The organism is Epibacterium ulvae (assembly GCF_018678075.1).
In the GTDB taxonomy this organism is placed as follows: domain Bacteria; phylum Pseudomonadota; class Alphaproteobacteria; order Rhodobacterales; family Rhodobacteraceae; genus Epibacterium; species Epibacterium ulvae_A.
Map to the genome: position 1 here is coordinate 1 of NZ_JAHHIR010000071.1, position 25,498 is coordinate 25,498.

Consider the following 25,498-nt stretch of genomic DNA (forward strand, 5'->3'; position numbering starts at 1 on the left):
GCTATCATGCTGGTTTCACAACTTGAATCCCCTCAACCGATTTGTGCGACAAAGCCCCTTCAAACAGAGGGCGAACTCTACCCTTTGGCCCGGGTCTGTGATCCTGCTCTTCTCTCATTAGACAAGTTCGGCCTGAAGCGAACGAGCCGAGGTCGGTGTTCTCCCCTTATCTGCCAACTTGCGTAGCTGGTCACACAGGGGGCACTAGGACACAGCGAAAAAGGACGATTTGGTGGTGGCTATTCCGCAGCGATTTGGTTGAGTTCCGCCATCAAGATGGCATCCGCTTCTTGCCAGACCTCACCGAATTGATCGCAAGCAGGTGGGCGGTCTTCGGCTCCGACCTCGATGTCCTGCAAACACTTCCTGAGGCTCGCAAGGCCAAGAACGGCTGCCGATCCGGCAAGGCGATGTGATTCCGCGCGCAAATCGCGCGAGATCCCGGTTCCTTTGGCCAATTCGCCCGCAAATGTTGCGATTTCATCTAGGAACCGCATCAGGAATTCATTTGCCTTCTCAGGTCCCAAGGCCTCGAAGAATTGGGCGATATCGGATCCGTTCTCTTCGTCCTCACCATCGGCTTCGTGGCGCAGGGCGCGTCGACCGATGACTTCGATCAGCTGGCGTTTGTTCACCGGTTTGGTCAGGATTTCTGCGAACCCCGCAGCCAAGACCCGTTTATGATCCTCGGCCGCCGCATGGGCAGTGAGCGCGACGATATCGGTATGTGGCGCCAGTTTTCGGGCGCGAATACGGCGGATGGCTTCGATGCCGTCCACTTCGGGCATGCTGATATCCATCAACACGAGGTCGAAGTGGTTCTTGGCCACCAAGGCAACAGCCTCGGCCCCGCCCGCAGCAGCGATAACGTTGTGGCCCATCAATTCCAGCATTTTCAGCAGAAGCTCGCGGTTCACGTCATTGTCTTCGACGATCAACAAACGGGCTGAGCGGCGGTCGACCTCGGACCGGCTCATGACGCCGGGCGCTGTATTGTCGACAACGGGAAGTGGTGCGTGGATGTAGAAGGTACTGCCCTCGCCCAGCACGCTTTCGCAGGTGATTTCACCGCCCATGCTGGCGACCATACGGCTGGTGATTGCTAGGCCAAGCCCGGTGCCTTCGCTCATCCGGCCATAGCTGGAATCCAAGGTTACAAAATCCTCGAAAATGCGTTCCAGATGTTCAGGTGCGATTCCTTTGCCGGTGTCGGCCACTTGGAAGTCAACAATGTCGCTGTTCTCCCGGCGGCTGATTTCCACCATCACGGCTCCGTTGCGGGTGAATTTCAACGCGTTGCCCACAAGGTTCAGCAATGTCTGTTGCACTGCGCGTGGGCTGCCATCGACGAAACGAGATCCACCGAGATTGCAATAGACTGAAAGGTCATTGCCGGTGGATTGCGCGGTCGCTTGCTGGCTTGCAACCAGTCCTTCGACCAAATCCACCAAGTCAAAATGGGTGGTTTCTTCTGGTAGGGCGTCCGCTTCGAGGCGGGACAGTTCCAGAACGTCGTTGACGTGTTGCAGCAACAATTCACCCGACACCCGCATGGCGCGTAGGTATTTGCGTTGTGTCTCGGTGGGTTGTTCGCTTTCCATAATTTCGATCGCGCCGAGCACGCCGGTCAGCGGCGTGCGCATCTCGTGGCTCATGACGGTCAGCAGATTGGCTTTGGCCCGTTCGCCTGCCAGCGCGTCATCGCGAGCGGCGCGCAGTTCGGCCTCGGCCTCATAACGGTCAGAGATGTCGCGCAGAAAACTGACAAAGACCGTGTCATCGCCAGAAGCGGTCGGCGTGATGGAGAGTTCAACCGGGAAAACCTCACCCGATTTGCGCATGGCTTCCAGCTCGATCCGGCCTTTGCCGGCTACTGTTGAAATCCCTGTCTTAAGGAAGCGTGCGAGCCCGCGTTTGTGCGCCTCTCGGTGGTGGGTTGGGACAATCAACTGGGCCATGTCAGACCCCAAAGCTTCCTCGCGGGAATAGCCAAATACGGTTTCTGCCGCACCGTTGTATTCGATCAACTGTCCGTCGCTGTTGACCACCAGGATCGCATCCAGGGAAGAGGCCACCATGGCCTGCATCCGGGCGGCGGTGCGCACACTGTTCGCCGCCATCGACCGCACGCGGCGATAGAGGACCGCCAGCAACAATGCGGTCAGACCCAGCGCCGTGACCAACACAAAGACAACTGCCGCCAGCTGGGACAGCAATCGGTGGAGGTCGAGGCGTTTGGCCTCATTCTGAGCGGCGTAAACCGAAAGGCCTGCGATGGCCAGCGCGCGCATATCGGCGCGGTTTTCTACCACCTGCTTTTTGAAGACCTCCATATTGGCCATGAATTGGCCGTCGGGCGCATCCACAAAGGACGCCAGCTCATCCAATCGGTCCTGAACATGCAGCAGATGTCGGTTGGCTTCGACATCATTGCGCAGAGGCGCAAAGACCGAGCTTTCGCGCACGGTAGTAATGCGGCTGTAGAACACGTCAAATGCGCGGCGTAGCGCGCGCAGGTCAGCCTCACTCTCAACCGCGAGGGCGCGGTTTTCGACCCTAAGGTATTCGACCTCAATCTGGGTGAGGTTCCATTGCAGATTGTCCGTCTGGGCGGTTGAGAGCCCCTCGAGACGCTGCAAGATTTTGCTGCCGAGCCAAATCGACTCGCCAGACAGCAAGAGCAGAATGATAAATCCGAAACCAGCGATGGCGCGACGGAAGCGTCGCAGTTTCCGCTCTTGCTTTTCATTCATGATCGTTACCCGAAATTATTGATTGATGACCAGTTTTTCCAACTGCCAAATGCTGCGGGAATAGACCGCTTCGGTGCGATAGGCGGGATCGCTGTCGTAAGGATAGACCACCCACAGCGGACCTTTGTCGCGGATGCTCATCTCGTCGCCATTGCGTTCAAAGGCGATGATCGGCCCGTTTGCCACGGCATCCGACACCGGGATTTGGACGGAATAGGCGTTGATGGCAACAGCCTCAATCTCACCGCCGTCCACACCCAGCGCCGCCACGATGGAGGCCAGGGTCACGCCGGTGAAGGTTTGCTCACCTTCGGTCCAGATCGTCTCGGTCTCGAAGGAGGCGGTCTGCATGGAGCGCAGATCCTCAAGTGAGTAGCTTTCGCTGCTGGTGACGTCCCCATTGGCGGCGACATGTTCAACTGTAAGAATAGTCTCCCCAGCGGCCAGCGCTGCGGTGCTCAGTGCAAATACGGTTAGAAGCGTTGTTGTAACCGTCTTGATTATACCCTTCATCAAAATACTCCTTCTCAGACAAAATCCATGAGTTGACCGAACTATCGCATAGGAAAACCCATACTGCATTGGCCCGTCAGGATACCGGAGTAGTCTTTCGTATATAACTTTCCATCTTCTGAATAAGAGACCTGACCAGAGTTGTTTCACCGTAAAAAGACAATTGAATCTAATCTAAAGTGCATAAATTTGAATATTTTGGAGGGCATGATGGATCAGCACGCAGTACAAGCATGGGATGAAGTTCAGGATTTAGAAACCAATTCAGCTTTATGCTTGGATACCCGGACAATGAGTAAGGTGTCGCCAGTTATGCGAATTTTGATTGCTGATGATCACGACATGGTGCGTGAGACGATTTCTGCCTACCTCTCATCCGAGGGTGGTGCGGATGTCACAACCGCGATCGATTTGCAGTCCGCCTTGCAAGAGGTGGAGACCAGCGGTCCGTTTGATCTGGTGCTCTTGGACTATAACATGCCCGGCATGATGGGGCTGGATGGCCTGACCCGCACATTGGCCGCCAATGGTGGCAAAGGGGTGGGCATTCTGTCAGGCACCGCCCCTGCCCGCACCGCGCAGGACGCGTTGGCGGCGGGTGCGATTGGGTTCATTCCTAAAACGATGGGTGCCAAGTCGCTGTTGAACGCGGTGCGGTTCATGAGCGCGGGTGAAATTTATATGCCGGTGGAGCTGATGCGCGAACAGGCCGCGGCCGAGACGCATCCATTGGCGCAAAAGCTCAGCCCGCGTGAGTTGGAAGTCCTCGGCGGGCTCAGCCGGGGTCTGTCGAACAAGGAAATCGCCCGCGAGCTGGACCTGCAGGAAGTGACGATCAAACTGCACGTGCGCACCCTGTGTCGCAAGCTGAAGGCCAAGAACCGCACTCAGGCGGCCCTGATTGCCAAGGAAGCCGGGCTGTTCTGATCACCTTCCTAAGGCGTTAGCGGCACGTTCAAAGGGGGATCAACGGTCCACCCGAAAGCTCTGAAAACGCGAGATCGGGAAATTACGTGGTGACAGGAGATGCGGCTGGGCTTATGTTCCCGTTATGTCCAGCCCTATTACATCTATCCGCAATCTTGGCCCCGCGTTTGAAGAAGCCTGCCATAAGGTGGGAATTCTGACGGCCGAAGAGCTGCGCGAAATTGGGGCGGATGCGGCCTATGCTATGATGCTGCGCGCGGGCACCAAACCCCATTTCATTGGCTATTATGTTCTTGTGATGGGGCTGCAGGGACGTCCCTGGAACGACTGCAAGGGCGAAGAGAAGAAAGCCCTGCGGGTAAAGTTTGACGCGATCAAGGCCGAAGCCTTTGACAAGGGGCTGTCCGAATTTGAACGGATCCTGGATACCATCGGCGTGATCGAGAAGCGTTAGACACAAAAAAGCCGCCCTGACTGAACAGAGCGGCCCTTTAAAATCAGTGCAGTCCCAGCGGCTTAGCCGACCAGTTCAAGACCTGCAAAGAAGTATGCGATCTCAACCGCTGCGGTTTCCGGTGCGTCGGAACCGTGTACGGAGTTTTCGCCGATGGATTCTGCGAATTCTGCGCGGATGGTGCCTGCGTCTGCTTCGGCAGGGTTGGTGGCGCCCATGACTTCGCGGTTTTTCGCGATGGCGTTTTCGCCTTCCAGAACCTGAACGATGACCGGCTCGGAGCACATGAAATCACACAGTTCGCCGTAGAAAGGACGCTCGGCGTGGACTTCGTAGAATTTGCCCGCTTGTGCCTTGGTCATGTGGATACGCTTTTGCGCAACGATACGCAGACCAGCTTCTTCGAACTTGGCGTTGATTTTGCCGGTCAGGTTGCGGCGGGTTGCATCGGGCTTGATGATCGAGAAGGTGCGTTCCAGTGCCATTGTGGCTCTCCTTGACTGTCGGGTGAGGCCATCCCCCACACCGTAAAACTTTGCGCGCCGGGTAACATGCCTGTGCTGTCTTGGGAAGAGGATTGTGTGCGCCTTGTGCGGGAAGTCGCAAGCCGGATGCAATTTGCACAGAATGGCGTGCATACAATTGACAGTTCCACCTGCCTGCGCCACACCGCAAACATGTTAAAGATCCAAGATATCACCTTCTCCATCGACGGGCGCACTTTGATTGAAGGCGCAACGGCGAATATTCCAACCGGCCACAAAGTGGGCGTTGTCGGCCGCAATGGCACCGGCAAATCCACCCTGTTTAAACTGATCCGGGGGGAGCTGTCGTTGGAAGGCGGCGAGATCGAATTGCCCAACCGGGCAAAGATCGGCGGCGTCGCACAAGAGGTGCCCTCAAACGAGGTGTCGCTGATCAACACGGTTTTGGCCGCCGACAAAGAACGCGCGGCTTTGCTGGCCGAAGAGACCGAGGATCCGGACCGGATTGCGGAAATCCAGACACGGCTTGCCGATATTGACGCCTGGTCTGCCGAGGGGCGCGCTGCATCGATCCTCAAAGGGTTGGGGTTTGACGACGCGGAGCAAAAACGCCCCTGTTCGGACTTCTCCGGTGGTTGGCGGATGCGGGTGGCGTTGGCGGCGGTGCTGTTTGCCGAGCCGGATCTGCTGCTGCTCGATGAACCGACCAACTATCTCGATTTGGAAGGCGCGCTGTGGCTTGAGGCTTACCTCGCGAAATACCCCCATACGGTGCTGATCGTCAGCCACGACCGCGGTCTGTTGAACCGCTCGGTGAATGCGATCCTGCATCTGGAAGACAAGAAGCTGACGCTCTATCAGGGCTCATACGATACATTTGCCGAAACCCGTGCGGCGCGCATTGCGGTGGCCCAATCCGAGTCCAAAAAGCAGGAAGCGCGACGCGCCCACCTGCAGAAATTTGTCGACCGGTTCCAGGCCAAGGCGTCCAAAGCCAAACAAGCCCAGGCACGGGTCAAGATGATCGCCAAGATGACGCCGATCAGCACCCCACAAGAAGCCGCGATGCGGGCGTTTTCCTTCCCCGAACCCGAAGAGCTGTCGCCGCCTATCATCAATATGGAAGGCGGTATTACCGGATATGGGGACACCGAAGTCCTGCGCAAAATGGACCTGCGTATCGACCAGGACGACCGGATCGCGCTGTTGGGTAAAAACGGTCAGGGTAAATCGACACTGTCGAAGCTTTTGGCGGATCGCCTGCCGCTGATGGCCGGAAAGATGACCAAATCCAACAAGCTGCGGGTTGGGTTCTTTGCCCAGCACCAGGTGGACGAGCTGTATGTGGACGAAACACCGGTGGAACACCTGCGCCGTCTGCGCCCCTCGGAAGGGCCTGCGAGATGGCGCACTCGTTTGGCCGGTTTTGGTCTGGGCGCGGAACAGGCCGAGGTTGTTGTTGGGCGGCTGTCCGGTGGGCAAAAGGCGCGGCTGTCGCTGTTGCTGGCCACTTTGGATGCGCCCCATATGCTGATCCTCGATGAGCCGACAAACCACTTGGACATCGAAAGCCGCGAGGCGCTGGTCGAGGCGCTGACCGCCTATTCCGGTGCGGTCATTCTGGTCAGCCACGACATGCATTTGTTGTCGCTGGTCGCGGACCGTCTGTGGCTGGTGTCGGATGGCACGGTAAAACCCTATGATGGCGATCTGGACAGCTATCGTGAATTTTTGCTGACGCAGAACAAGTCGGGGTCCAAGGCCGCTTCGTCCAAACCGGCCAAGCCGAAACCCAAACGCCCCAGCCGCGATGCTATGTTGACCCTGCGCGCCGAAGTGCGCAAATGTGAAGAACGTGTCGAAAAGCTGACGGCGATGCAAGATAAGCTGGACGCGAAACTGGCGGATCCTTCGATCTATGAGCCGGAACGTGCGGATGATCTGGGTGTCTGGCAGAAGAAACACGGCGAATGTATCGACGCGCTGGACCGGGCTGAGGCCATGTGGGAAAAAGCGCAGGAAAAACTGGAACGCGCGGAGGCGTTATGATCGAAAGCGGATTTCTGATTACATCTTTTGTATCGTTATTCGTGATTATCGACCCGATTGGGCTTGCTCCGATTTTCATTGCCCTAACCCAGGGTTTGGATGCCCGGCGGCGGCGCAAAATTGCGGTGCGGGCCATTCTGGTGGCCAGTGGCATTCTGGCGCTCTTTGCGGTTCTGGGCGAAGCGGTGTTGGAATTTGTCGGCATCTCTATGTCGGCCTTTCGGGTTGCCGGTGGCATTTTGCTGTTTCTGACCGCGCTGGACATGTTGTTTGAACGGCGCACCAAGCGGCGCGAAAACACCAGCCAGCCCGATGAAGAAGACGATTTCGACGACCCTTCGGTCTTTCCGCTGGCGATCCCGCTGATTGCGGGTCCCGGATCGATTGCGACCATGATCCTATTGACCGGGGAACATCCGGGCGCGTTGGGGTTTGTGTCTGTTATGGGCGTTGCGGCCTCTGTCCTATTGATCTTGTTTGCCTTTTTCCTGTCAGCGGGCCTGTTGGGACGCGCCTTGGGCAAGACCGGCATCACCGTGGTGACCCGCCTACTCGGCATGTTGCTGGCGGCATTGGCGGTGCAATTTGTGTTGGATGGTTTGCGCGACTTTGGCTTTGTGGGATCGTAATTGGCCCCGCGCCTTCCTATCTTAAACGACAGGAGGACCCGATGCCGTCGTTTGAAATTGCCCATGTGATCTATCTTGTCATCCTGCTGCTGGCCGTTGTGTCGTGGTTTGTCGCGCAAAATCGGCAGCCCCTGAACAAGACGCTGCAACAGGTTGTAATCTGGGTGTTTATCTTCATGGGCGCGGTGGCGGGTTATGGTCTGTGGGATGACATCCGTGGCGATCTGGTCCCGCAGCAAAGCCTGCATGCCGATGGGCACAGCATCACCGTGCCACGGGCGCGGGATGGGCATTACTACCTAACGGTTGAGATCGACGGCACGCCGGTGCAGTTTCTGGTCGATACCGGTGCGTCACAGGTCGTGCTGTCGATAAAGGACGCAGCCCGGATTGGGTTTGAGCCGGATGAGCTGGCTTTTCTCGGGCGCGCCATGACCGCCAATGGCGAGGTGCGCACAGCGATGGTGGAATTGGATGACGTCGATCTGGGCGGATTTCGCGACACCCAGGTGCGGGCCTGGGTCAATGAGGCCGAGCTGGAGAATTCCCTGTTGGGGATGAGCTATCTGCAGCGGTGGTCCAGCATCGAAATTCGCGACAATGCGCTGGTGCTGACGCGGTAAGTCTCCGCGCGATCAGGCCTCGGCCTTCTTCTCCCAACGACCGCTTTCTTCGGACCAATATTGCGCGCTACAGCCCTCATTCGTAAGTGTTTTCCATTGAATGCGGGCGCGTTGCACGGCTTCGGGGTCTGTGCCGTCAAACAGGATGCAGACCCGCTCCAACGTGTTGACCTCATCTGCGCTGATGTCGGCGCCGTGCACAGCCATCACGCAGACCGGATCATTGGCAGCCGCAGCCGATGTTGTCAAAAGGATCGGTTGCAAAGCATCATGGGGGCCGCCCGCCAGACCGTGCGCCAGAAAGCTGTCGTCCGCTCCCTGCCACAGGCGATCATCGAGCCACGCCATGCGGTCGGGCTCTGCCCCCCGCACGGCAATACGCCAGCCTGCCCCGCGGGCCTTGTCCAGAAGAACCGGCAAGGTCTGTTCCAGCGGGCGGCGGGTCAGATGATAGAAATAGGCGGCCCCCATTTTATCATTCAGCCTCGTATTGGTCCTGGACCAGACGGCTGAGGGCAAGCACGCCCCATCCGGTGGACCCTTTGGGGGCAAAGGGCGTGCCAGAGGCAACCGAGGCGACGCCGGCGATGTCCAGATGGATCCACGGCACGCCGTCCTTGATAAAGCGCTGCAGGAACTGCGCCGCAGTAATGGACCCCGCCGGACGGCCACCGATGTTTTTCATATCAGCAATCGGCGACTTCAGCTTTTTGTCATAGGCCGCGCCGAGGGGCATGCGCCATGCGCCCTCCCCTTCGGCAGCGGCCGCCGCCAGGAAGTGGTTGCAGATCGTGTCATCATTGGAGAAGACGCCTGCGTTTTCATGGCCAAGACCAATGATGATCGCACCGGTCAGGGTCGCAAGGTCAATAACGCCTGCGGGTTCAAACCGTTCCTGCGCGTACCACAGCACGTCACACAGAACCAAACGCCCCTCGGCGTCGGTATTGATGATCTCAACTGTATCGCCCTTCATGGATTTCACCACGTCACCGGGGCGGATTGCATTGCCCGATGGCATGTTTTCCACAATGCCCACCAGACCCACGACATTTGCCTTGGCCTTGCGCAGCGCAAGCGTGCGCATGGTGCCCGCAACGGTGCCGGCGCCGCCCATGTCCATGGTCATGTCTTCCATGCCACCTGCCGGTTTCAAAGAGATACCGCCGGTGTCAAACACCACGCCCTTGCCGACCAGCGCCAGTGGTGCGTCACCTTTGGTGCCGCCGTTCCACTGCATCACAACCACTTTGGAAGGGCTGTCAGAGCCTTGTCCAACCGACAGAAGCGTGCGCATGCCCAGCTCTTCCAGCTGATCTTCGTCCAGAACTTCGACCTCAAGCCCGAGGTCCTGCATCTCAACCAGACGGTTGGCAAATTCGGTGGTGGTCAAAACATTTGCAGGCTCGCTCACCAGATCGCGGGTCATATGGACCCCTTCGGCGAGGGCGAGCGTGGTGGCAATCGCAGCCTCCAGCGTTTCGGGTTTCTTATGGGCAATCACCAAATCCGGCAGCGTGGCTGCGTCGGCGGATTTGTGGTCGTCAAAAGAATAAGAGCGCAGCGCAAAGCCAAGCGCCAGATCTTCGACGTTGGGCAGAGAGCCGGCCATAAAGGTCACGGTCTCTTCACCCGCACACGCTGCCAGTCTAGCACCAGCGCTGCGCAGCTGTTCCTGGGTCGCTTTCTTGGGCAGAACCACTACATCTAGCGCTTTGGCCGCCAGACCGGCTGGCCAAGACAAGGACACAACGTCGCCGGCTTTGGCTTTTTTCAGCCCCTCACCTTCGACCATCCGCGCTAGCGCGCCTTTGCACAAACGGTTGGCAGAGCGCGCGCCGGGGTCCAGATCGCCCTCGGGACTAACGATGACCGCCAGGCGACCGGTTACGTCGCCCATGGTTTTGACGTCAAATTCAACGACGCTGACTTTGGGTGATTGGCTCATGAAACTCCCCTTTTTGTTCAATTCTTTCTCCACTGGTACCTTGGACGGCCAGCGGTGACTAGGTAAAACGCAACCGACATAATTTCGGATGGGCTGACAAGGGAAATTTGGGCAAACTCGACCAAGGCAGCGGCAATTTTCCGACGAATGGAAATTGCAGTTTTCACCACGCATTGAATGCACTAAGGTCGCCGCAATAAGACAAAAGCCGATCTGGGGGGATTGCTTGTCACGTTTCGACAGATATGTCCTGTCTCAATATCTGCTGTTCTTTGGCTTTTTCGCCCTAGTTCTGGTAGCAGTGTTTTGGGTAAACCGCGCGGTTGTGCTGTTTGATCGCCTTATTGGCGACGGACAATCGGTGCTGGTTTTCCTTGAATTTTCAGCGCTGACGCTGCCGAACTTGATCCGGATGATCCTGCCGATTGCGGCCTTTGCGGCGACCGTTTGGGTGACCAATCGGCTGAACAGCGAAAGCGAGCTGACGGTGCTGCGGTCCACCGGGTCAAGCCCCTGGCAATTGGCGCGCCCTGCACTGACATTCGGCCTGCTCTGTGCGGCGATGATGTTGGTGCTGACCCATTTCCTGTTGCCGCTGTCGATCAGCAAGTTGGATCAACGCCAATCCGAAGTGGCCCGCAATGTCACCGCCCGCATCCTGAACGAGGGTGATTTCCTGCACCCTGCGCGGGGTGTGACATTCTACATTCGCAAGATTGAGGACGACGGGACATTGAACGACGTCTTCCTGTCAGACCGCCGCGATCCCGATGTGACCGTGACCTATACCGGTGCGCGGGCGTTTCTTGTGCGCGACGAAGATCGCACCCATCTGATCATGGTCGACGGGATGGCACAACGGCTGCACCGCGAAAGTCGGCGTCTGTCGTCCACCGCGTTTGAAGATTTTTCCTATGATATCAGCCTGCTCACCAACAAGGTAGAGAACCCAACCCGCAATATTCGTGCCGTGCCAAGTGTTGAGTTGATGTATAATCGCGACGCAGTGAAAGCTCAGGAAGGCCACAGCATTGGCGTTCAAACCGAAGAGCTGCACCTGCGATTTGCCCGTGCGCTGGTCTGTATCGCCGTGACGTTGATTGGGTTTTCGGCACTGATGCTGGGCAGCTTTTCACGCTTTGGGGTATGGCGGCAGGCGCTGTTGGCCTTTGTCCTGTTGATCATCGTCGAAGGGCTGCGCGGTGTGGTCTCGGAACCGGTTTTGGAAAACCCGCAGATGTGGCCGTTGATCTATGTGCCAACCGTGTTTGGCATCGGGGTTGCGCTGCTGTTCTTACAATTGTCCGCCCGCCCTGTTGGGGTGCGGCTGAAACAGCTGCGTCATGCGCGTCAGGAGGCGGCGTCGTGAAGCTGGATCTTTATTATGCGCGCCGGTTCTTCCAATGGTTCTGTGTGATCAGCGGTGTTTTGATGACATTGGTAGCGCTGATTGACCTCAATGAGCAAATCCGCAAATTTGAAAGCGTGGATCTGAATTTTGCGGAATTGCTGAACCTCACCCTGCTGAACACGCCGGCTGCGTTGAATGAGTTTCTGCCGTTGATCATGATTCTGACCACAATTGTTCTGTTTGTAGGGCTGGCGCGCAGCAGTGAATTGGTGGTGACACGGGCAGCCGGGCGATCAGGGATTCGCGCGCTCTTGCCGCCTTTGTTGGTGGCGCTGCTGATCGGCCTGGTCGCGTTAAGCACGTTGAACCCGATCGCGGCGGCCACGGCAAACCGGTACAAAGAGCTGGCGGATGAATATCGCAACGGCAGCAATGCCACCCTGTCGCTGAGCGGCGAAGGTCTGTGGCTGCGCCAAGGCACGCCAGAGGGGCAATCGGTGATCCATGCGCAGGGGTATCTGGGTCTGGGCGATGAAATTGCCCTGCGCGGCGTGAGCATTTTGGAATACACAGGAAGCTCGGGGCCAAAGACGCGCATTCTGGCCGATAGTGCGGTTTTGGTCGGGGACGCCTGGGTGCTCACAAACGCCAAGGTTTGGCCATTGACCGTGGGCTTTGTGCCGGAAAGCGCGTCCAAAACGCATGAAAGCCTGCGGATTGCCACAACGCTGACCTCGGAACGTATTCGCGACACGATCGGCGCAACCGAAGGCATCTCGATTTACGACCTGCCGCAAACGATCCGTGATCTGGCCAACGCCGGATTTTCCACCAAACGCTATGAAGTGCTGTTGCAGATTGAACTGGCACGGCCGGTGTTTTTGATGTCGATGGTGCTGGTCGGCGCGGCTTTTACCATGCGTCATGCGCGGTTTGGTGGCACGGGGATTGCGGTTCTGGCGGCGGTGCTGCTCGGATTTGGCCTTTACTTCATTCGAAATTTTGCACAGATCCTGGGCGAGAACGGACAGATCCCGATCGCACTGTCTGCCTGGGCGCCGCCGGTGGCGTCCATAATGTTGACCCTGGGGCTCTTGCTCCATGCCGAGGACGGATAATATGCGCCGCGCTCTCTTAATGACCGTCTTCCTGCCCTGGGTCAGCATTGCCACGCCGGGCATGACGCAGCAATTGACGGATACCGCACCGGTGTCGCAGCAGGCGATTCTGGTTGCGGACAGCGTGTTTATCACCCCGGAACGCCAGCTGGTGGCCACGGGTGGGGTGGAAGTGTTTCAGGGCAGCGTGCGTCTGCAGGCCGAAAAGATCACCTTTGACGATGCCAATGGCACCCTGAGGATCGAAGGTCCGATCCGCATCGATCAGGATGGCGATGTCTCCATTTTGGCCGATGCTGCAGAGCTGGACAGCGATTTGCAAAACGGCATCCTGTCATCGGCGCGGTTGGTGTTTGATCAGCAGGTTCAACTGGCGTCCTTGCAGATGACGCGCGTCAACGGGCGCTACACGCAGCTGTATAAAACTGCCGTAACCTCTTGTGATGTTTGCAATGATGGGCGTCCGCCGCTGTGGCAGATTCGGGCGGAACGGGTCACACACGACCAGCAGGAACAACAGCTGTATCTCGAAAACGCTCAGCTGCGTGTGCGCAATGTGCCGATCTTTTACTTTCCTGCCTTGCGTCTGCCGGATCCGACGTTGGACAGGGCCACAGGGTTTTTGGTGCCCACGATCCGCTCCACCTCGAGCCTCGCAACCGGAATCAAGGTTCCGTATTTCTTTAAGATCGGTGATCACAAGGACCTGACGCTGGCGCCGTATATCTCTTCCAAGACACGCACGTTGGATTGGAGATACCGCCAAGCCTTCCGTCGGGGGAGCATCACCTTTGAGGGCGCGTTTACCCGTGATGATCTGCAAAGCGGGGATGACCGAGGATATGGATCGCTTCAGGGCCAATTTGCGCTGAAACAGGGCTATAAGCTGGCCTTTGACCTCAACGTTGTCTCGGACGATGCTTATTTCGCGGACTACGGCCTGGCCGATGTGGACCGTCTGCGATCGGACATCACTGTCAGCCGCATCAAGAGAGACGAGTTTCTGCGCGGCAGCATCCTGCACTACAAATCGCTGCGCGACAGTGAGGAGCAAGACGAAGTTCCGTCGATCATTGCGGATGTTGGCTATGAAAAACGCATCCATCCCGCGTGGTCGCAGAACGGCGAGCTTCGCCTTGGTCTTGAGGCGCACAACCACCGCCGCACATCCAATGAATTGGCAACAGCCACGGATGCCGCCGGACGTGATGTCGCGCGCGTGTCGACAGATTTCAGCTGGCATCAGGATTGGCGGTTTTCCAGTGGCCTTGTCACTGAATGGGAAGTTGGTGCGACATTTGACCAGTTTTCGATCAATGACGATGCCGTCTTTGCAAACAGCAGTTCTCGTGCTGTGCCGCGTAGCGCATTGACCTTCCGTCTGCCGATGACGCGGGTCACCGTTGGTGGCGCGTCGCAGTATCTGGAGCCCATTGCCCAGCTCGGCTGGTCCAATGTGACCGGCGACGACGTGCCCAATGACGAGAGTAACTTTGTAGAATTTGACGAGGGCAATCTGTTGTCCCTGTCGCGGTTCCCGGCCTCGGACCAACGTGAAGATGGGCTACAGCTGGCGTACGGTGTGAACTGGGCGCATTTTGATCCCAGTGGCTGGCAAGCCACCGCGACCATTGGTCAGGTCTTCCGGCAAGACGCTGAGGACAGTTTCACCAAGACCTCGGGCCTGAGCGACACCTCGTCTGACCTGTTGTTGGCAGGCCAGTTGAAACTGAACCAAGGCGTTGCCCTGACCGCGCGGGGGCTGTTGAACGGCTCGCTCAATGTCTCAAAGGCTGAGTTCCGCGGCGATGTGAGATACAAGAAAGCCAACGTGCGCGGCAGCTATCTGTGGCTTGGCAGCGATGCCGAAGAAAACCGCGATGATCCGACCTCGGAACTGTGGTTTGACGGAAATTACGAGGTCAACGCTAATTGGCTGGCCAGCGCCAACCTGCGTTATGACGTCTCGGACGGGCGGGCAACACGCGCGGGCCTTGGCGTGGCCTACCAAAACGAATGTGTAACGGTCGACCTCTCGGTAAATCGGCGCTATACCTCCACAACAAGTGTTGAGCCGTCGACCGATTTCGGCTTTACCATTTCGCTAAACGGGTTTTCCGTGAACAGCGGCACCAATAAGTACAGGCGATCATGCAGCAATACTTGATTTCTCCGCATTTCCTTTCCGCAAAAGCGGGTCAATTCGCACGGCGTGCATTGGCCACGTTGGCGGTTGCAGCCCTTGTGGGCACAACGGTTCCCGCAGCCTCGGCGCAGGGGTTGTTTTCACCGGTCATCCGGGTGAACGATCAGGCGATCACCGAATATGAGCTGCAACAGCGCGCGCGTTTCCTGACGGTCACCGGCACCCCTGGCAATCCGCTGGAGCAGGCCCGCGAGGTGTTGATCGAAGACAAGCTGAAATTGCAACTGATGAACGAGGTTGGTCTTCTTCCTACCGAAGAAGAGGTGATCGAGGGCATGACAACGCTGGCGCAGCGCACCAATCTGTCGCTGGACGAATTCCTCGCGACGCTGGGCCAAGCCGGTGTTGACCCGCAGACCCTGCGCGATTTCACCCGTGTCGGCATCGGCTGGCGCGAATATATCGGGGCGCGCTTCCTGGGGCGGGCTCGCCCGTCGGATGCGGAAATTGACCAGGCCATGGGCAGCGCAGGCACCGGTGGCGTTCAGGTTCTGTTGTCCGAGATCATCATCCCGCTGACCCGTGAAAATGCCCCTCAGGTCGAGGATTTCATTGAGGAGGTTCGCGCGCGCGGCGGTGTGGATACCTTCTCAGCCGCGGCCTCGCAGGTCTCTGCCGCGGACAGTCGCGAAAATGGCGGTCGTTTGCCGTGGATGGATCTGACCAACCTGCCGCCGCAGTTGCGTGATGTGGTGTTAAACCTGAAGAACGGCGAAATTTCCGAACCGATCAGCTTGCAAGGTGCCGTTGCCCTGTTCCAAATGCGCGGTATTCGTGAGATCGAGGGGAGCGCGCCTCGGTTTGCAGCAATTGAATATGCGACCTATTTGATCCCCGGTGGTCGCAGCCCCGAAGGCCTGGCGACCGCACAGGATGTGATCAACCGCGTCGACACCTGCGATGATTTCTACGGCGTGGCCCAGGATCAAGCCCCCGAAGTTCTGACCATCGATAGCCTGCCCCCGACCGATATCCCCCGCGATATCGCGCTGGAGCTGGCCAAACTGGATCCGGGCGAGACCTCGACCGCTGTTACCCGCAACAACGGCCAGACCCTGGCGCTTGTTATGTTGTGTGGCCGCACCAGTGAATTGGCCGGTGAAGCGGACCGTCAGTCGATTGCCAATGCGTTGACACAACAACGGCTCGAGACTTTCTCTAACAGCCTGTTGTCGCAGCTGAAATCCGAAGCGCGCATTATCGAATGACCCCCTCTGCGCGCCCGATTGCATTAAGCTGTGGAGAGCCCGCAGGCATCGGGCCAGAGATCGCTGTCAAAGCCTGGACAGAGCTGCGTGGGCGCTGTCCCTTTGTCTGGCTGGGCGATCCGCGTCATCTGCCCGCGGGCACGCCGATCTCTGTCGTTCGTGATCTGGATGCGGTTGGCGATGTGGTGGACACCGCCCTGCCCGTCTGGAAAATCCCGTTTCACGGGCGCGCCACCAAAGGCACCGCAGATCCGCGCAATGCATCGGGTGTGATCCAAGCGATTGAGACCGGGGTTGAGCTGGTGCAATCCGGTCAGGCCTCGGCGCTGTGCACCGCGCCCATTCACAAGAAGGCGCTGATTGACGGTGCCCAGTTCGCCTATCCCGGCCATACCGAGTTTTTGGCCCATCTGGGCGGGCGCAGCCGTGTGGTGATGATGCTGGCAAGTCCCGCCCTGCGCGTGGTGCCGGCAACCATTCATATCGCCCTGTCCAAGGTGCCAAAGGTTCTGACACAGGATCTGTTGGAAGAGGTAATCGCCATTACCGCCGCGGGCCTGCGGGATCAATTTGGCATCGCACATCCGCGTATTGCAGTCGCCGGGTTGAACCCCCATGCGGGCGAAGGTGGCGCGATGGGACGCGAGGAGCTGGATTGGATCGCGGATTGTCTGACGCAGCTTGATCTGGGGGCGACAACGATCACTGGCCCCCATCCGGCAGACACGTTGTTTCACGCAACCGCGCGCAAGACCTATGATGCCGCCGTCTGCATGTATCATGATCAGGCCCTGATCCCGATCAAGACGCTGGACTTTGACCGGGGTGTGAATGTGACGCTGGGGCTGCCATTTATCCGCACCTCGCCCGATCATGGCACCGCGTTTGACATTGCAGGACAAGGCATTGCCACGCCCACCAGCCTGATCGAAGCGCTGCTACTGGCACAGCGGATGGCGGCCAGCACTTGACGCCTGCCGGGCACGCTCCTAAGCACGCAGAACAATTTGGCGCAGCCTCGCGCCCCAGTATTCGGTCAGAACAGAGATAGTATGAGCGCCATTGATTCCCTGCCCCCTCTGCGTGAGGTCATCGCCGAACATCAGCTGTCGGCGCGCAAGTCCCTTGGGCAGAACTTCTTGTTGGATCTGAACCTGACAGCCAAAATCGCCCGCCAGGCTGGTGATCTAAGTGAGTGTGACGTGCTGGAAATCGGCCCCGGTCCGGGTGGTTTGACCCGTGGGTTGCTGTCCGAAGGCGCGCGCCGGGTGCTGGCAATTGAAAAGGACCAACGCTGCTTGCCCGCCCTTGCAGAAATTGCGCAGGCCTATCCTGGCCAGTTGGAAGTGATCAACGGCGACGCGCTGGAGATTGATCCGCTGTCGCATCTGACACCGCCGATCCGCGTGGCGGCCAACCTGCCCTATAACGTGGGCACCGAATTATTGGTGCGCTGGCTCACCCCCAAGGAATGGCCGCCGTTCTGGCAAAGCTTGACGTTGATGTTCCAGCGCGAAGTGGCCGAGCGGATTGTGGCGCAGCCCGGCAGCAAGGTCTATGGCCGTTTGGCGATCCTGGCCCAGTGGCGTGCTGAGGCCAAGATCGTGCTGTCGCTGCCACCCGGTGCCTTTACCCCGCCGCCCAAAGTCAGCAGCGCCGTGGTGCATCTGAACGCCCTGCCCGAACCGCGCTTCCCAGCGGATGCCAAGACCCTGTCCCATGTTGTGGCTGCTGCGTTCAACCAACGGCGCAAAATGCTGCGCGCTGCGTTGAAATCTGTGAGCCCCGATATCGAAGATCATCTGAAGGCCGCAGGCATCCCGCCCACCGAACGGGCTGAACAGGTCAGCCTGGAGGCGTTCTGCGCCCTCGCGCGTAGTCTGAAGCCGCTAGACTAACGCCGCAGGCTCTCCTGCGCATACACAGCCCCATCAATACAAAAAAGCCCCGCGTACCAGAACGGCCGCAGGGCTTTTTCATGTCATGTCGAAAGATGCTTATTCCGCAGCTTCTGCGGGACCGCCCGTGTCAGCGGGGGTCTCGGCCTTGGGCGCGTCTGCGGATGCAGTGTCGCCTTCGGGCTTTGGCTTGGGCTTGCGCGCGCGGCTTTTGGGCTTGGGCGCATCGTCGCCATCGGCGGCAGGCTTGCGTCCACGTGGTTTGCGGGCCGGTTTGCGTGGCTTGTCGGCGACGGGTGCCTCTTCGGACGCCACAGGTGCGCCTGGGACAGCGGCGCTGTCCTCGGGTGTTTCCACCAGACCGCTGCTGTCCTCGGACGCAGGCTGGGCCTCGCGGGGGTCGATCACCTCGGGACTGCTGTCAGGAATGGCCGCCGCCGCTTCGGCCTTGGCCGCAGCTTCGCGTTCCTGACGTTCAAGACGCTCGATGCGTTCACGATCGCGCTCGGCTTGGCGTTCGCGGTTTTGACGCTCCTGCTCTTCCCGGCGCGCGTCGATCTCACGCTGAGCTTCGTTGAGCAGGCGCAGGTAATGCTCGGCGTGTTGCTGAAAGTTTTCAGCCGCCACGCGGTCATTCCCCAACTGCGCATCACGAGCCAGTTGATTGTATTTGTCGATGATTTGCTGCGGCGTACCGCGCACTTTGCCCTCGGGACCAGAGCTGTCAAACACGCGGTTGACAACATTTGCACCGTTGGGACGGTTCCGGTTCGATTTCGACCGGGAACGGGATTTAGACGATCTCATAAGCCTAACGTCAGCCTTAGTTCATTATGTCTGAGACCCAAAAGATGCGCGCCTCTGCGCAGGGTCGTCGACGATTTTGGGCTTGATGTCCCCGCAGAGGAAATTTGATCCTCACTCTCTGGCGACAACCCTGAGTAACCATGTAATGGGTCGTGACACAAGGGGTCGCAGCCAAATTTATACAATTTTCCGAGCCTAAACGCGATTTTTTGAAGTTGTGTGGGTCAATTCGGCTCGAAACCGCAGATCACCCGGTCGCGCCCGTCCAGATCCTGGATCGTGCGCACATTGTCCAATCCGGCAGACAGAAAGAGATCGGTCACCGCCAAAGCCTGTGTTGGCCCGATCTCAACCATCACCCGCCCGTTTGGGGCCAGATGTTTGCGCAAACCCTTGCTGATCGCGCGGTAAGCCTCCAACCCGTCGGCCCCATCGGTCAGGGCCATTTCGGGTTCGTACTTACGTACCTCAGTGCTGAGGTCATCCATCTCGGACTTTGCGATGTAAGGCGGGTTTGAGACGATCAGATCGAATTCTCCCTCAACATGTGCAAACCAGTCAGAGGCTCTGATCTCAACCCGGTCCTGAACCCGGTGCATGATCGCATTGGCGCTGGCCTGCAAACAGGCGGCCTCGCTCAGATCCACGCCAAGGCCACGGGCGCCAACCTGTTCCGCCAACAAGGTCACCAGAATACAGCCCGACCCAACTCCAAGGTCCAAAACCCGCTCAAACCGTTGACCGAGCGCGGTTTCGACCAGGATCTCAGTCTCGGGACGTGGGTCCAACACATCGCCGGAGACCTTAAAACGCCGGCCATAGAACGCACGCTCTCCGACCAGATGTGAGACAGGCACCCGAATGGCCCGCAGGGAGATCAGCTGTTCATAGCGGTCCGCGACCTCATCCGACAATTCTTCGGGCGCGATCAGGGTCACGCGACTGGCCTCGATCCGAGCGGCATGGGCCAACAGGACACGGGCGTCGCGTGCGGGATCTGTTACGCCTGCCGCGCGCAAGCGGTGGGTAGCGTCCACCATGGCTTGCGCTGCGGTTCCCGCGCTCATTGATCCATCTCAGCCATCATGCGGGATTGGGCATCCGCAGTCAGTGCGTCGATGGTTTCATCCAGATCGCCCTGCAAAATCTGATCCAGCTTATAAAGCGTCAGGTTGATGCGGTGATCGGTCATCCGCCCTTGGGGGAAGTTATAGGTGCGGATGCGTTCGGAACGGTCGCCAGAGCCCACTTGGCTCGCACGATCTGCCGAGCGTTCATTGTCGATACGCTGGCGTTCCAGATCATAGAGCCGGGTTTTCAGAACCTGCATCGCGATCTCGCGGTTGCGGTGCTGGGATTTTTCGGAACTGGTGACGATGATGCCAGTGGGCAAGTGGGTGATCCGCACCGCCGAATCCGTGGTGTTCACGTGCTGCCCACCTGCGCCAGAGGCGCGCATCGTATCAATCCGCAGATCGCCGGGGTTGATGTCGATGTCCACGTCTTCGGCTTCGGGCAGAACAGCGACGGTAGCGGCCGAGGTATGAATGCGCCCGCCGCTTTCGGTTGACGGCACCCGCTGGACCCGGTGCACGCCGCTTTCGTATTTCATCCGGGCAAAGACGTTTTCACCTTTGATATGGGCGACGACTTCTTTGATCCCGCCCAGCTCGGTCGCCTGTTCCTCGATAATCTCAACCCGCCAACCGCGTGCCTCAGCAAAACGCATATACATGCGCAGCAGGTCACCTGCGAACAACGCCGCCTCATCGCCGCCGGTGCCGGGGCGGATTTCCAGGATTGCGGGGCGCGCATCGGCGGCGTCCTTGGGCAAAAGCGCCAGTTGCAGCGCGTGTTCTGCCGCGGGCAAAGCCTCTTTGAGAGCCGGAATTTCCTCCTCGGCCAGGGCCCGCATGTCGGGGTCGCTCATCATCTCTTCGGCGTCGGCCAGATCGGCGACAAGCTGCTGGTAGCTGGTGATTTGCCCCGCTACGGGACGCAGATCCGAGTATTCTTTGGCCAGGGTCGCAATATCCTCACCGCTACTGCCGTCAGCCATCGCGGCTTCAAGATATTGAAACCGTTGCAAGATTTGATGCAGGCGTTCTTCGGGGATCATTGGCGTTCATCCGTAGTCATGCGCATGGGCGAAGTCTGGCTTATGTGATATGCTAGACCCATGCAACATACCAGTCTTCTTGTTTCTTTGGCCCTTTTGGTCGGTGGTCTTCCCGCTCTTGCCGATGTGACCCGACCGGGCGGCAAGGTTATTGAGTGCTTTTGCACCGATACCTCGGGGGCGCGCGTGGAATTGGGCCAGACCATCTGCCTGTTTGTGGATGGCAATATGTTCATGGCCCAATGTCAGATGTCGTTGAATGTGCCCATGTGGCGCAAGGTCGAGGATGGCTGCCTCTCGGCGCAGGTTATACAGTCCCCTGCGCCAAGCGAGTTGCCCCGGCTTTAGCCGCATGATTTGCCTTTAGTCGCGTTATTTGCGCGCAACCCCTGGCAGGATGCACAGCATCTCATACATCAGGTTCGCCGCCGTCAGCGCGGTGTTGCCATTGGTGTCATAAGGCGGTGAGACTTCAACCATATCTGCCCCAACAACGCTGACCCCTGTGAGGGAGCGGATCAGCTCCAAGGCTTGCATCGTGGTTAGACCGCCGATTTCCGGCGTGCCGGTGCCCGGTGCAAAGGAAGGATCCAACCCGTCGATATCAAAGGAAATATAGGTCGGCCGGGTGCCAATATCGCGCCGGATCTCAGCGCCCATACCAGACAATGACCGCCCCCAGAGTTCCGCCGCAGGGAAATGTTGGAACCCCCAGCCGGTGGCCTCGGCAAAGTCTTCTGCGGAATAGCCCGTGCCGCGCAGACCAATCTGATAGGTCTTGTCGGGGACAATCAACCCTTCCTCATAGGCACGACGAAAGACGGTGCCGTGGGTCTCTTTCTCACCGAACATCTCATTATTGGTGTCGGCGTGGGCGTCGATGTGGATCAGTGCAAGCGGGCCATATTTGCGCGCCATTGCTCGCAAGATCGGCAAAGTGATCGAGTGATCGCCCCCCATCGCAATCGGTGTGCAGCCGGTTGAGACAATGGCATCGTAGCTGTCTTCGACAATGCGCATCGAGTCTTTGAGCGAGAAGGTATTGATCGCCAGATCCCCGATATCCGCGACATTGAGGTAATCAAACGGCGCGGCCTTGGTGGTCATATTATAGGGGCGCAGCATTGCGCTTTCGGCGCGGATCTCTTTGGGACCAAACCGTGTGCCCGACCGCCAAGAGGTGCCAATATCCATCGGAACACCCAGAAAGGCCACATCGAGCCCATCCAGAGACGTGGCCTGTGGCAGACGCATAAAGGTGTTCGGACCCGAGAAACGTGCGAGATCGTTGCCGCTGATCGGTTGGTTGAGTTGTGTCATTTGTTCAAGATGTTCCAGCCCAGTAGGCAGATGATTTCAGTTGCGACATGGGCGCCAGCGATCGCCGTGGCCCCCGAGGTGTCATACGGAGGAGAGACTTCTACAATATCGCCGCCCTTGATGTTGATACCAGCAATTTCGCGCAAAATGCGCGCCGCCTGTGCCGAAGAAAGCCCACCCCACACAGGGGTTCCGGTTCCGGGGGCAAATGCGGGGTCTAGACAGTCGATATCAAAGGTCAAATAGGCCGGGCGATCGCCGAGAATGGCCTTGATCCGGCGCGCGGTTTCGGCCGCGCCAATTTCATGAACGGTTGCGGCGTCAATGATATTGACCCCCAAAGTATCCGCATTGGTGGTGCGGATCCCCACCTGGACCGAGGTTTTCGGATCAATCAGCCCCAGTTTGACCGCCTTGTAGAACATGGTGCCGTGATCGACCCGGTCGAAATCATCATCCGGCCAAGTGTCGCTGTGGGCATCAAACTGCAGCAAAGAGATCGGCCCGTAGCGTTCCGCATAGGCCTTGAGGATCGGGAAAGAGATATAGTGATCGCCGCCAATGGCCACCGATGCGGTGTCACTGTCCAGAATACCCCGGATATGATCAGTCAGCGCCTTTGGGAAGGCGGCGACATTGGCATAGTCAAAAGCCAGATCGCCGTAATCGACAATCGCCAGCTCGCTCAGGGCGTCAAAGGACCAGCCATAGGGGGCGTCCGGGCTTTGCAGGGCGCTGGCCTCACGCACCGCGCGCGGGCCAAGGCGCGTGCCGGGTCGGTTGGTCACCGCTTGATCAAAAGGCACGCCTGTGACGGCAATATCCGCCTTTCGCAGATCCTTGGTGTAACGGCGTCGCAGGAAGGATGTCGCCCCCGCAAAGGTGTTCTCAAAGCTTGCACCCTTGAGGTCTTCGCGGGTGAATGCCTCATCCACCTGATTTTTTGCATCTTCCAACGCCATAACGTGATCCTTTTCTCACCCTGGACATTTGATCAAATAACCGAGTGAGACGTTCATGTCATCCCACAGGCTGCAGACGTTCGACGAGCCGCGCAAAGAAGGAGGCGCCAACGGGGGAAATCTCATCGTTGAAATTGAACTTGGGGTGGTGAACGCTGGGCCCTTCGCCCTGCCCCACAAAGAGATAGCAGCCGGGGCGTTTTTCAAGGAAGAAGCTGAAATCCTCGCCGCCCATCTGACGCTCGTAATCATCGATGACCATCGCATCCCCCACAACTTCGCGCGCAACATCCGCCGCAAAGGCGGCTTTGTCGTGGTTGTTGATGGTGGGCGGGTAGCCGACCTCGTAATTCAGAACCGCGTCCACGTTGTATGAGACCGAGTGGCCTTTGACGATCTCTTCCAGACGGCGGATCACCATGGCCTGCACTTCTTTGTCAAAGGTGCGCACGGTGCCGTTGATATAGGCGGTGTCGGGGATCACATTGTCAGCGCTGCCGGTGTGTATCTGGGTGACCGAAACCACCAGATCATCCAGCGCGAAATGGTTGCGGCTGACGATGGTTTGGATGGCCTGGGCGATGCCACAGGCAGCGACAACGGGATCTTGGGTCTCATGCGGCAATGCGCCATGACCGCCGAGCCCTTGGATATTGATATGAAACTCATCCACCGCCGCCATGATCGGGCCGGGCGTCGTCACGATCTGGCCTTCGGGAAAGCCGGGCGCGGTATGCAAGGCATAGACCTGCGAGATGTCGAACGTCTCCAGCACGCCTTCGTTGATCATGATTTCTGCGCCGCCAATCGCCTCTTCGGCGGGCTGAAAGATCAGGGCCACGCGGCCTTTGAAATTGCGGGTCTCAGTCAGGTATTTGGCCGCCCCCAGCAGCATCGTGGTGTGCCCGTCGTGCCCGCAGGCGTGCATATTGCCCGCATGGGTCGAGGAGTAATCGACGCCGGTTTCCTCAGGAATGGGCAGCGCATCCATATCAGCGCGCAGGCCGATCGTCTCCCCTGCGCCCTGGCCGTTGATGATCGCAATCATGCCGCAGGTGGCAAAGCCCTCGTGCAGCTCATCCACGCCGATGGCTTGCAGCTGTTCCTTCACATAGGCCGATGTTTTGGGCAAATCGAGCGCAAGTTCCGGGATCGTGTGCAAATGCTGTCGCCACGTGCGCATCTCACCGGCATAATCCGCGATACGGTTCACAATTGGCATGGGGTGGACTCCTGCATTCGACTCGGTGATTGATGCATGTGACACTGGAACAAGGGCGACTGCAATGTCAGATAATTCAATCATCTACGATGAAAGCGCGGGAATTGAACGGCTGCTCGAAATCATGCGCCACTTGCGTAACCCCGAGACAGGTTGCCCCTGGGATATCGAACAGAATTTCGCCAGCATCGCGCCCTATACCATTGAAGAAGCCTATGAAGTTGCCGATGCGATCGAGCGTGAGGCCTTTGATGAATTAAAGGGCGAGCTGGGCGATTTGCTGTTCCAATCGGTCTTTCACGCGCAGATGGCGGCCGAGGCCGGGCATTTCACCTTTCAGGATGTGGTGACCGCCATGTCCAACAAGATGGTAAGCCGCCACCCGCATGTGTTTGGCGATGAGAGCCGCGAGAAATCCGCAGAACAGCAAACCGCCGATTGGGAAGCGATCAAGGCGGCGGAACGTGCCGGACAAAACCAACAAGGCACGCTGGATGGTGTGGCCGTTGGCCTGCCGGCCCTGTTGCGGGCCTATAAGCTGCAAAAACGTGCAGCGCGGGTTGGGTTTGACTGGCCATCCGCAAGCAATGTGATCGAAAAAATCGCCGAAGAATCCGCAGAACTGGTCGAGGCCCGCGATGAGCTGACCCAGGATGAGGTGGAAGAAGAGTTCGGCGATCTGATGTTTGTCATGGCCAATCTGGGCCGTCATCTGGGGGTCGAACCCGAGGCGGCACTGCGCAAGGCCAATGCAAAATTCACCCGCCGCTTTCACGGGGTCGAGGCAAAGCTGGCCGAACGTGGCAAAACCCCAAGCAACAGTGATCTGGCCGAGATGGACGCCCTGTGGGACGCGGTGAAGGTTGACGAGCGGGCAAAGAGTTAAGGGTTTCAGGATAAAAGCAG

The 25,498-nt window shown here is 58.4% G+C and carries 24 protein-coding genes; 13 read left to right on the forward strand and 11 right to left on the reverse strand.

Translation table 11 applies throughout. The features are described 5' to 3' along the window. Positions 1–239 precede the first annotated feature (239 nt). Both KMP13_RS15295 and KMP13_RS15300 read right to left on the reverse strand, forming a co-directional pair. The gene (locus KMP13_RS15295; protein ID WP_215266849.1) at positions 240–2,753 is read right to left on the reverse strand and encodes a hybrid sensor histidine kinase/response regulator; all 2,514 of its coding nucleotides are present in this window, start codon (positions 2,751–2,753) and stop codon (positions 240–242) included. A 15-nt stretch (positions 2,754–2,768) separates the two neighbouring features. Then, entirely contained in the window at positions 2,769–3,266 is a 498-nt protein-coding gene (locus tag KMP13_RS15300; RefSeq protein WP_215266850.1) for a molybdopterin-dependent oxidoreductase, read from the reverse strand. 312 nt (positions 3,267–3,578) lie between these two features. On the opposite strand from KMP13_RS15300, the gene KMP13_RS15305 reads away from it, so the two are divergent. Then, positions 3,579–4,193, forward strand: a complete 615-nt coding sequence (locus KMP13_RS15305) for a response regulator transcription factor (protein ID WP_215266913.1) — start codon at positions 3,579–3,581, stop codon at positions 4,191–4,193. Between the two features lie 124 nt (positions 4,194–4,317). After that, positions 4,318–4,647 (forward strand): TfoX/Sxy family DNA transformation protein, encoded by a 330-nt coding sequence (locus KMP13_RS15310; protein WP_215266851.1) that lies wholly within the window; start codon positions 4,318–4,320, stop codon positions 4,645–4,647. Positions 4,648–4,709: 62 nt separating this feature from the next. Here the strand turns inward: KMP13_RS15310 and ndk are convergent, their stop codons facing one another. After that, positions 4,710–5,132 (reverse strand): nucleoside-diphosphate kinase, encoded by a 423-nt coding sequence (gene ndk, locus KMP13_RS15315; RefSeq protein ID WP_215266852.1) that lies wholly within the window; start codon positions 5,130–5,132, stop codon positions 4,710–4,712. Positions 5,133–5,324: 192 nt separating this feature from the next. On the opposite strand from ndk, the gene KMP13_RS15320 reads away from it, so the two are divergent. The 3 genes from KMP13_RS15320 to KMP13_RS15330 are packed head-to-tail and all read left to right on the forward strand — an operon-like array spanning position 5,325 to position 8,433. After that, positions 5,325–7,181, forward strand: a complete 1,857-nt coding sequence (locus tag KMP13_RS15320; protein WP_215266914.1) for an ABC-F family ATP-binding cassette domain-containing protein — start codon at positions 5,325–5,327, stop codon at positions 7,179–7,181. Beyond that, the gene (locus tag KMP13_RS15325; protein ID WP_215266853.1) at positions 7,178–7,810 is read left to right on the forward strand and encodes a MarC family protein; all 633 of its coding nucleotides are present in this window, start codon (positions 7,178–7,180) and stop codon (positions 7,808–7,810) included. Before KMP13_RS15320 ends, KMP13_RS15325 begins: the two co-directional genes overlap by 4 nt. A gap of 41 nt (positions 7,811–7,851) precedes the next feature. Then, positions 7,852–8,433, forward strand: coding sequence for a retropepsin-like aspartic protease family protein (locus KMP13_RS15330; protein ID WP_215266854.1), 582 nt, complete (start codon positions 7,852–7,854; stop codon positions 8,431–8,433). Between the two features lie 12 nt (positions 8,434–8,445). Here KMP13_RS15330 and KMP13_RS15335 read toward each other — a convergent pair whose 3' ends face one another. Both KMP13_RS15335 and KMP13_RS15340 read right to left on the reverse strand, forming a co-directional pair. Next, a complete protein-coding gene (locus KMP13_RS15335) occupies positions 8,446–8,904 on the reverse strand; it encodes a DNA polymerase III subunit chi (protein ID WP_215266855.1) in 459 nt (152 codons plus the stop codon). Positions 8,905–8,908: 4 nt separating this feature from the next. Further along, entirely contained in the window at positions 8,909–10,381 is a 1,473-nt protein-coding gene (locus KMP13_RS15340; RefSeq protein WP_215266856.1) for a leucyl aminopeptidase, read from the reverse strand. Between the two features lie 226 nt (positions 10,382–10,607). Between KMP13_RS15340 and lptF the strand changes: the two genes are divergently transcribed. The 6 genes from lptF (at position 10,608) to rsmA (ending at position 18,162) form a co-directional block, all read left to right on the forward strand. Then, a complete protein-coding gene (gene lptF, locus KMP13_RS15345; RefSeq protein ID WP_215266857.1) occupies positions 10,608–11,750 on the forward strand; it encodes an LPS export ABC transporter permease LptF in 1,143 nt (380 codons plus the stop codon). Further along, entirely contained in the window at positions 11,747–12,850 is a 1,104-nt protein-coding gene (gene lptG / locus KMP13_RS15350) for an LPS export ABC transporter permease LptG (RefSeq protein ID WP_215266858.1), read from the forward strand. The genes lptF and lptG overlap by 4 nt, the downstream gene beginning before the upstream one ends. Before the next feature lies 1 nt (position 12,851). Beyond that, the gene (locus tag KMP13_RS15355; RefSeq protein WP_215266859.1) at positions 12,852–15,017 is read left to right on the forward strand and encodes an LPS-assembly protein LptD; all 2,166 of its coding nucleotides are present in this window, start codon (positions 12,852–12,854) and stop codon (positions 15,015–15,017) included. Next, on the forward strand, positions 15,002–16,264 hold the full coding sequence (locus KMP13_RS15360; protein ID WP_215266860.1) for a peptidylprolyl isomerase: 1,263 nt from the start codon (positions 15,002–15,004) through the stop codon (positions 16,262–16,264). The genes KMP13_RS15355 and KMP13_RS15360 overlap by 16 nt, the downstream gene beginning before the upstream one ends. Continuing rightward, positions 16,261–17,235, forward strand: a complete 975-nt coding sequence (pdxA, locus tag KMP13_RS15365) for a 4-hydroxythreonine-4-phosphate dehydrogenase PdxA (RefSeq protein WP_215266861.1) — start codon at positions 16,261–16,263, stop codon at positions 17,233–17,235. Before KMP13_RS15360 ends, pdxA begins: the two co-directional genes overlap by 4 nt. Positions 17,236–17,316: 81 nt before the next feature. Beyond that, on the forward strand, positions 17,317–18,162 hold the full coding sequence (gene rsmA / locus KMP13_RS15370) for a 16S rRNA (adenine(1518)-N(6)/adenine(1519)-N(6))-dimethyltransferase RsmA (RefSeq protein WP_215266862.1): 846 nt from the start codon (positions 17,317–17,319) through the stop codon (positions 18,160–18,162). A 99-nt stretch (positions 18,163–18,261) separates the two neighbouring features. Here rsmA and KMP13_RS15375 read toward each other — a convergent pair whose 3' ends face one another. The 3 genes from KMP13_RS15375 to prfA form a co-directional block, all read right to left on the reverse strand. Next, a complete protein-coding gene (locus KMP13_RS15375) occupies positions 18,262–18,969 on the reverse strand; it encodes a DUF4167 domain-containing protein (RefSeq protein ID WP_215266863.1) in 708 nt (235 codons plus the stop codon). Positions 18,970–19,193: 224 nt separating this feature from the next. Beyond that, positions 19,194–20,036 carry a peptide chain release factor N(5)-glutamine methyltransferase gene (gene prmC / locus KMP13_RS15380; protein ID WP_215266864.1) on the reverse strand — a complete coding sequence of 281 codons (843 nt, stop codon included), beginning with the start codon at positions 20,034–20,036 and terminating at the stop codon, positions 19,194–19,196. Continuing rightward, entirely contained in the window at positions 20,033–21,088 is a 1,056-nt protein-coding gene (gene prfA / locus KMP13_RS15385) for a peptide chain release factor 1 (protein ID WP_215266865.1), read from the reverse strand. Before prfA ends, prmC begins: the two co-directional genes overlap by 4 nt. 60 nt (positions 21,089–21,148) lie before the next feature. On the opposite strand from prfA, the gene KMP13_RS15390 reads away from it, so the two are divergent. Next, complete coding sequence (locus KMP13_RS15390; protein WP_215266866.1) at positions 21,149–21,436, forward strand: hypothetical protein; 288 nt, start codon at positions 21,149–21,151, stop codon at positions 21,434–21,436. A 24-nt stretch (positions 21,437–21,460) separates the two neighbouring features. On the opposite strand, the gene speB (KMP13_RS15395) is transcribed toward KMP13_RS15390, so the two are convergent. Genes speB (KMP13_RS15395) through KMP13_RS15405 form a run of 3 tightly spaced genes read right to left on the reverse strand, consistent with a single transcriptional unit; the run spans position 21,461 to position 24,592 of the window. Continuing rightward, positions 21,461–22,408: an agmatinase gene (gene speB / locus KMP13_RS15395; protein ID WP_215266867.1), complete on the reverse strand. Its 948-nt coding sequence runs from the start codon at positions 22,406–22,408 to the stop codon at positions 21,461–21,463. After that, positions 22,405–23,370, reverse strand: coding sequence for an agmatinase (speB, locus tag KMP13_RS15400; protein WP_215266868.1), 966 nt, complete (start codon positions 23,368–23,370; stop codon positions 22,405–22,407). Before speB (KMP13_RS15400) ends, speB (KMP13_RS15395) begins: the two co-directional genes overlap by 4 nt. 58 nt (positions 23,371–23,428) lie before the next feature. Beyond that, positions 23,429–24,592 (reverse strand): M20 aminoacylase family protein, encoded by a 1,164-nt coding sequence (locus tag KMP13_RS15405; RefSeq protein WP_215266869.1) that lies wholly within the window; start codon positions 24,590–24,592, stop codon positions 23,429–23,431. 64 nt (positions 24,593–24,656) lie between these two features. Between KMP13_RS15405 and mazG the strand changes: the two genes are divergently transcribed. Next, positions 24,657–25,478: a nucleoside triphosphate pyrophosphohydrolase gene (gene mazG / locus KMP13_RS15410; protein WP_215266870.1), complete on the forward strand. Its 822-nt coding sequence runs from the start codon at positions 24,657–24,659 to the stop codon at positions 25,476–25,478. Positions 25,479–25,498: the final 20 nt, after the last annotated feature.

Coding starts and splice junctions, on each gene's coding strand:
- KMP13_RS15295 (WP_215266849.1), bottom strand. CDS start 2,753: ATGAATGAAAAGCAAGAGCGGAAACTGCGACGCTTCCGTCGCGCCATC.
- KMP13_RS15300 (WP_215266850.1), bottom strand. CDS start 3,266: ATGAAGGGTATAATCAAGACGGTTACAACAACGCTTCTAACCGTATTT.
- KMP13_RS15305 (WP_215266913.1), top strand. CDS start 3,579: ATGCGAATTTTGATTGCTGATGATCACGACATGGTGCGTGAGACGATT.
- KMP13_RS15310 (WP_215266851.1), top strand. CDS start 4,318: ATGTCCAGCCCTATTACATCTATCCGCAATCTTGGCCCCGCGTTTGAA.
- ndk (WP_215266852.1), bottom strand. CDS start 5,132: ATGGCACTGGAACGCACCTTCTCGATCATCAAGCCCGATGCAACCCGC.
- KMP13_RS15320 (WP_215266914.1), top strand. CDS start 5,325: ATGTTAAAGATCCAAGATATCACCTTCTCCATCGACGGGCGCACTTTG.
- KMP13_RS15325 (WP_215266853.1), top strand. CDS start 7,178: ATGATCGAAAGCGGATTTCTGATTACATCTTTTGTATCGTTATTCGTG.
- KMP13_RS15330 (WP_215266854.1), top strand. CDS start 7,852: ATGCCGTCGTTTGAAATTGCCCATGTGATCTATCTTGTCATCCTGCTG.
- KMP13_RS15335 (WP_215266855.1), bottom strand. CDS start 8,904: ATGGGGGCCGCCTATTTCTATCATCTGACCCGCCGCCCGCTGGAACAG.
- KMP13_RS15340 (WP_215266856.1), bottom strand. CDS start 10,381: ATGAGCCAATCACCCAAAGTCAGCGTCGTTGAATTTGACGTCAAAACC.
- KMP13_RS15355 (WP_215266859.1), top strand. CDS start 12,852: ATGCGCCGCGCTCTCTTAATGACCGTCTTCCTGCCCTGGGTCAGCATT.
- KMP13_RS15360 (WP_215266860.1), top strand. CDS start 15,002: ATGCAGCAATACTTGATTTCTCCGCATTTCCTTTCCGCAAAAGCGGGT.
- pdxA (WP_215266861.1), top strand. CDS start 16,261: ATGACCCCCTCTGCGCGCCCGATTGCATTAAGCTGTGGAGAGCCCGCA.
- rsmA (WP_215266862.1), top strand. CDS start 17,317: ATGAGCGCCATTGATTCCCTGCCCCCTCTGCGTGAGGTCATCGCCGAA.
- KMP13_RS15375 (WP_215266863.1), bottom strand. CDS start 18,969: ATGAGATCGTCTAAATCCCGTTCCCGGTCGAAATCGAACCGGAACCGT.
- prmC (WP_215266864.1), bottom strand. CDS start 20,036: ATGAGCGCGGGAACCGCAGCGCAAGCCATGGTGGACGCTACCCACCGC.
- prfA (WP_215266865.1), bottom strand. CDS start 21,088: ATGATCCCCGAAGAACGCCTGCATCAAATCTTGCAACGGTTTCAATAT.
- KMP13_RS15390 (WP_215266866.1), top strand. CDS start 21,149: ATGCAACATACCAGTCTTCTTGTTTCTTTGGCCCTTTTGGTCGGTGGT.
- speB (WP_215266867.1), bottom strand. CDS start 22,408: ATGACACAACTCAACCAACCGATCAGCGGCAACGATCTCGCACGTTTC.
- speB (WP_215266868.1), bottom strand. CDS start 23,370: ATGGCGTTGGAAGATGCAAAAAATCAGGTGGATGAGGCATTCACCCGC.
- KMP13_RS15405 (WP_215266869.1), bottom strand. CDS start 24,592: ATGCCAATTGTGAACCGTATCGCGGATTATGCCGGTGAGATGCGCACG.
- mazG (WP_215266870.1), top strand. CDS start 24,657: ATGTCAGATAATTCAATCATCTACGATGAAAGCGCGGGAATTGAACGG.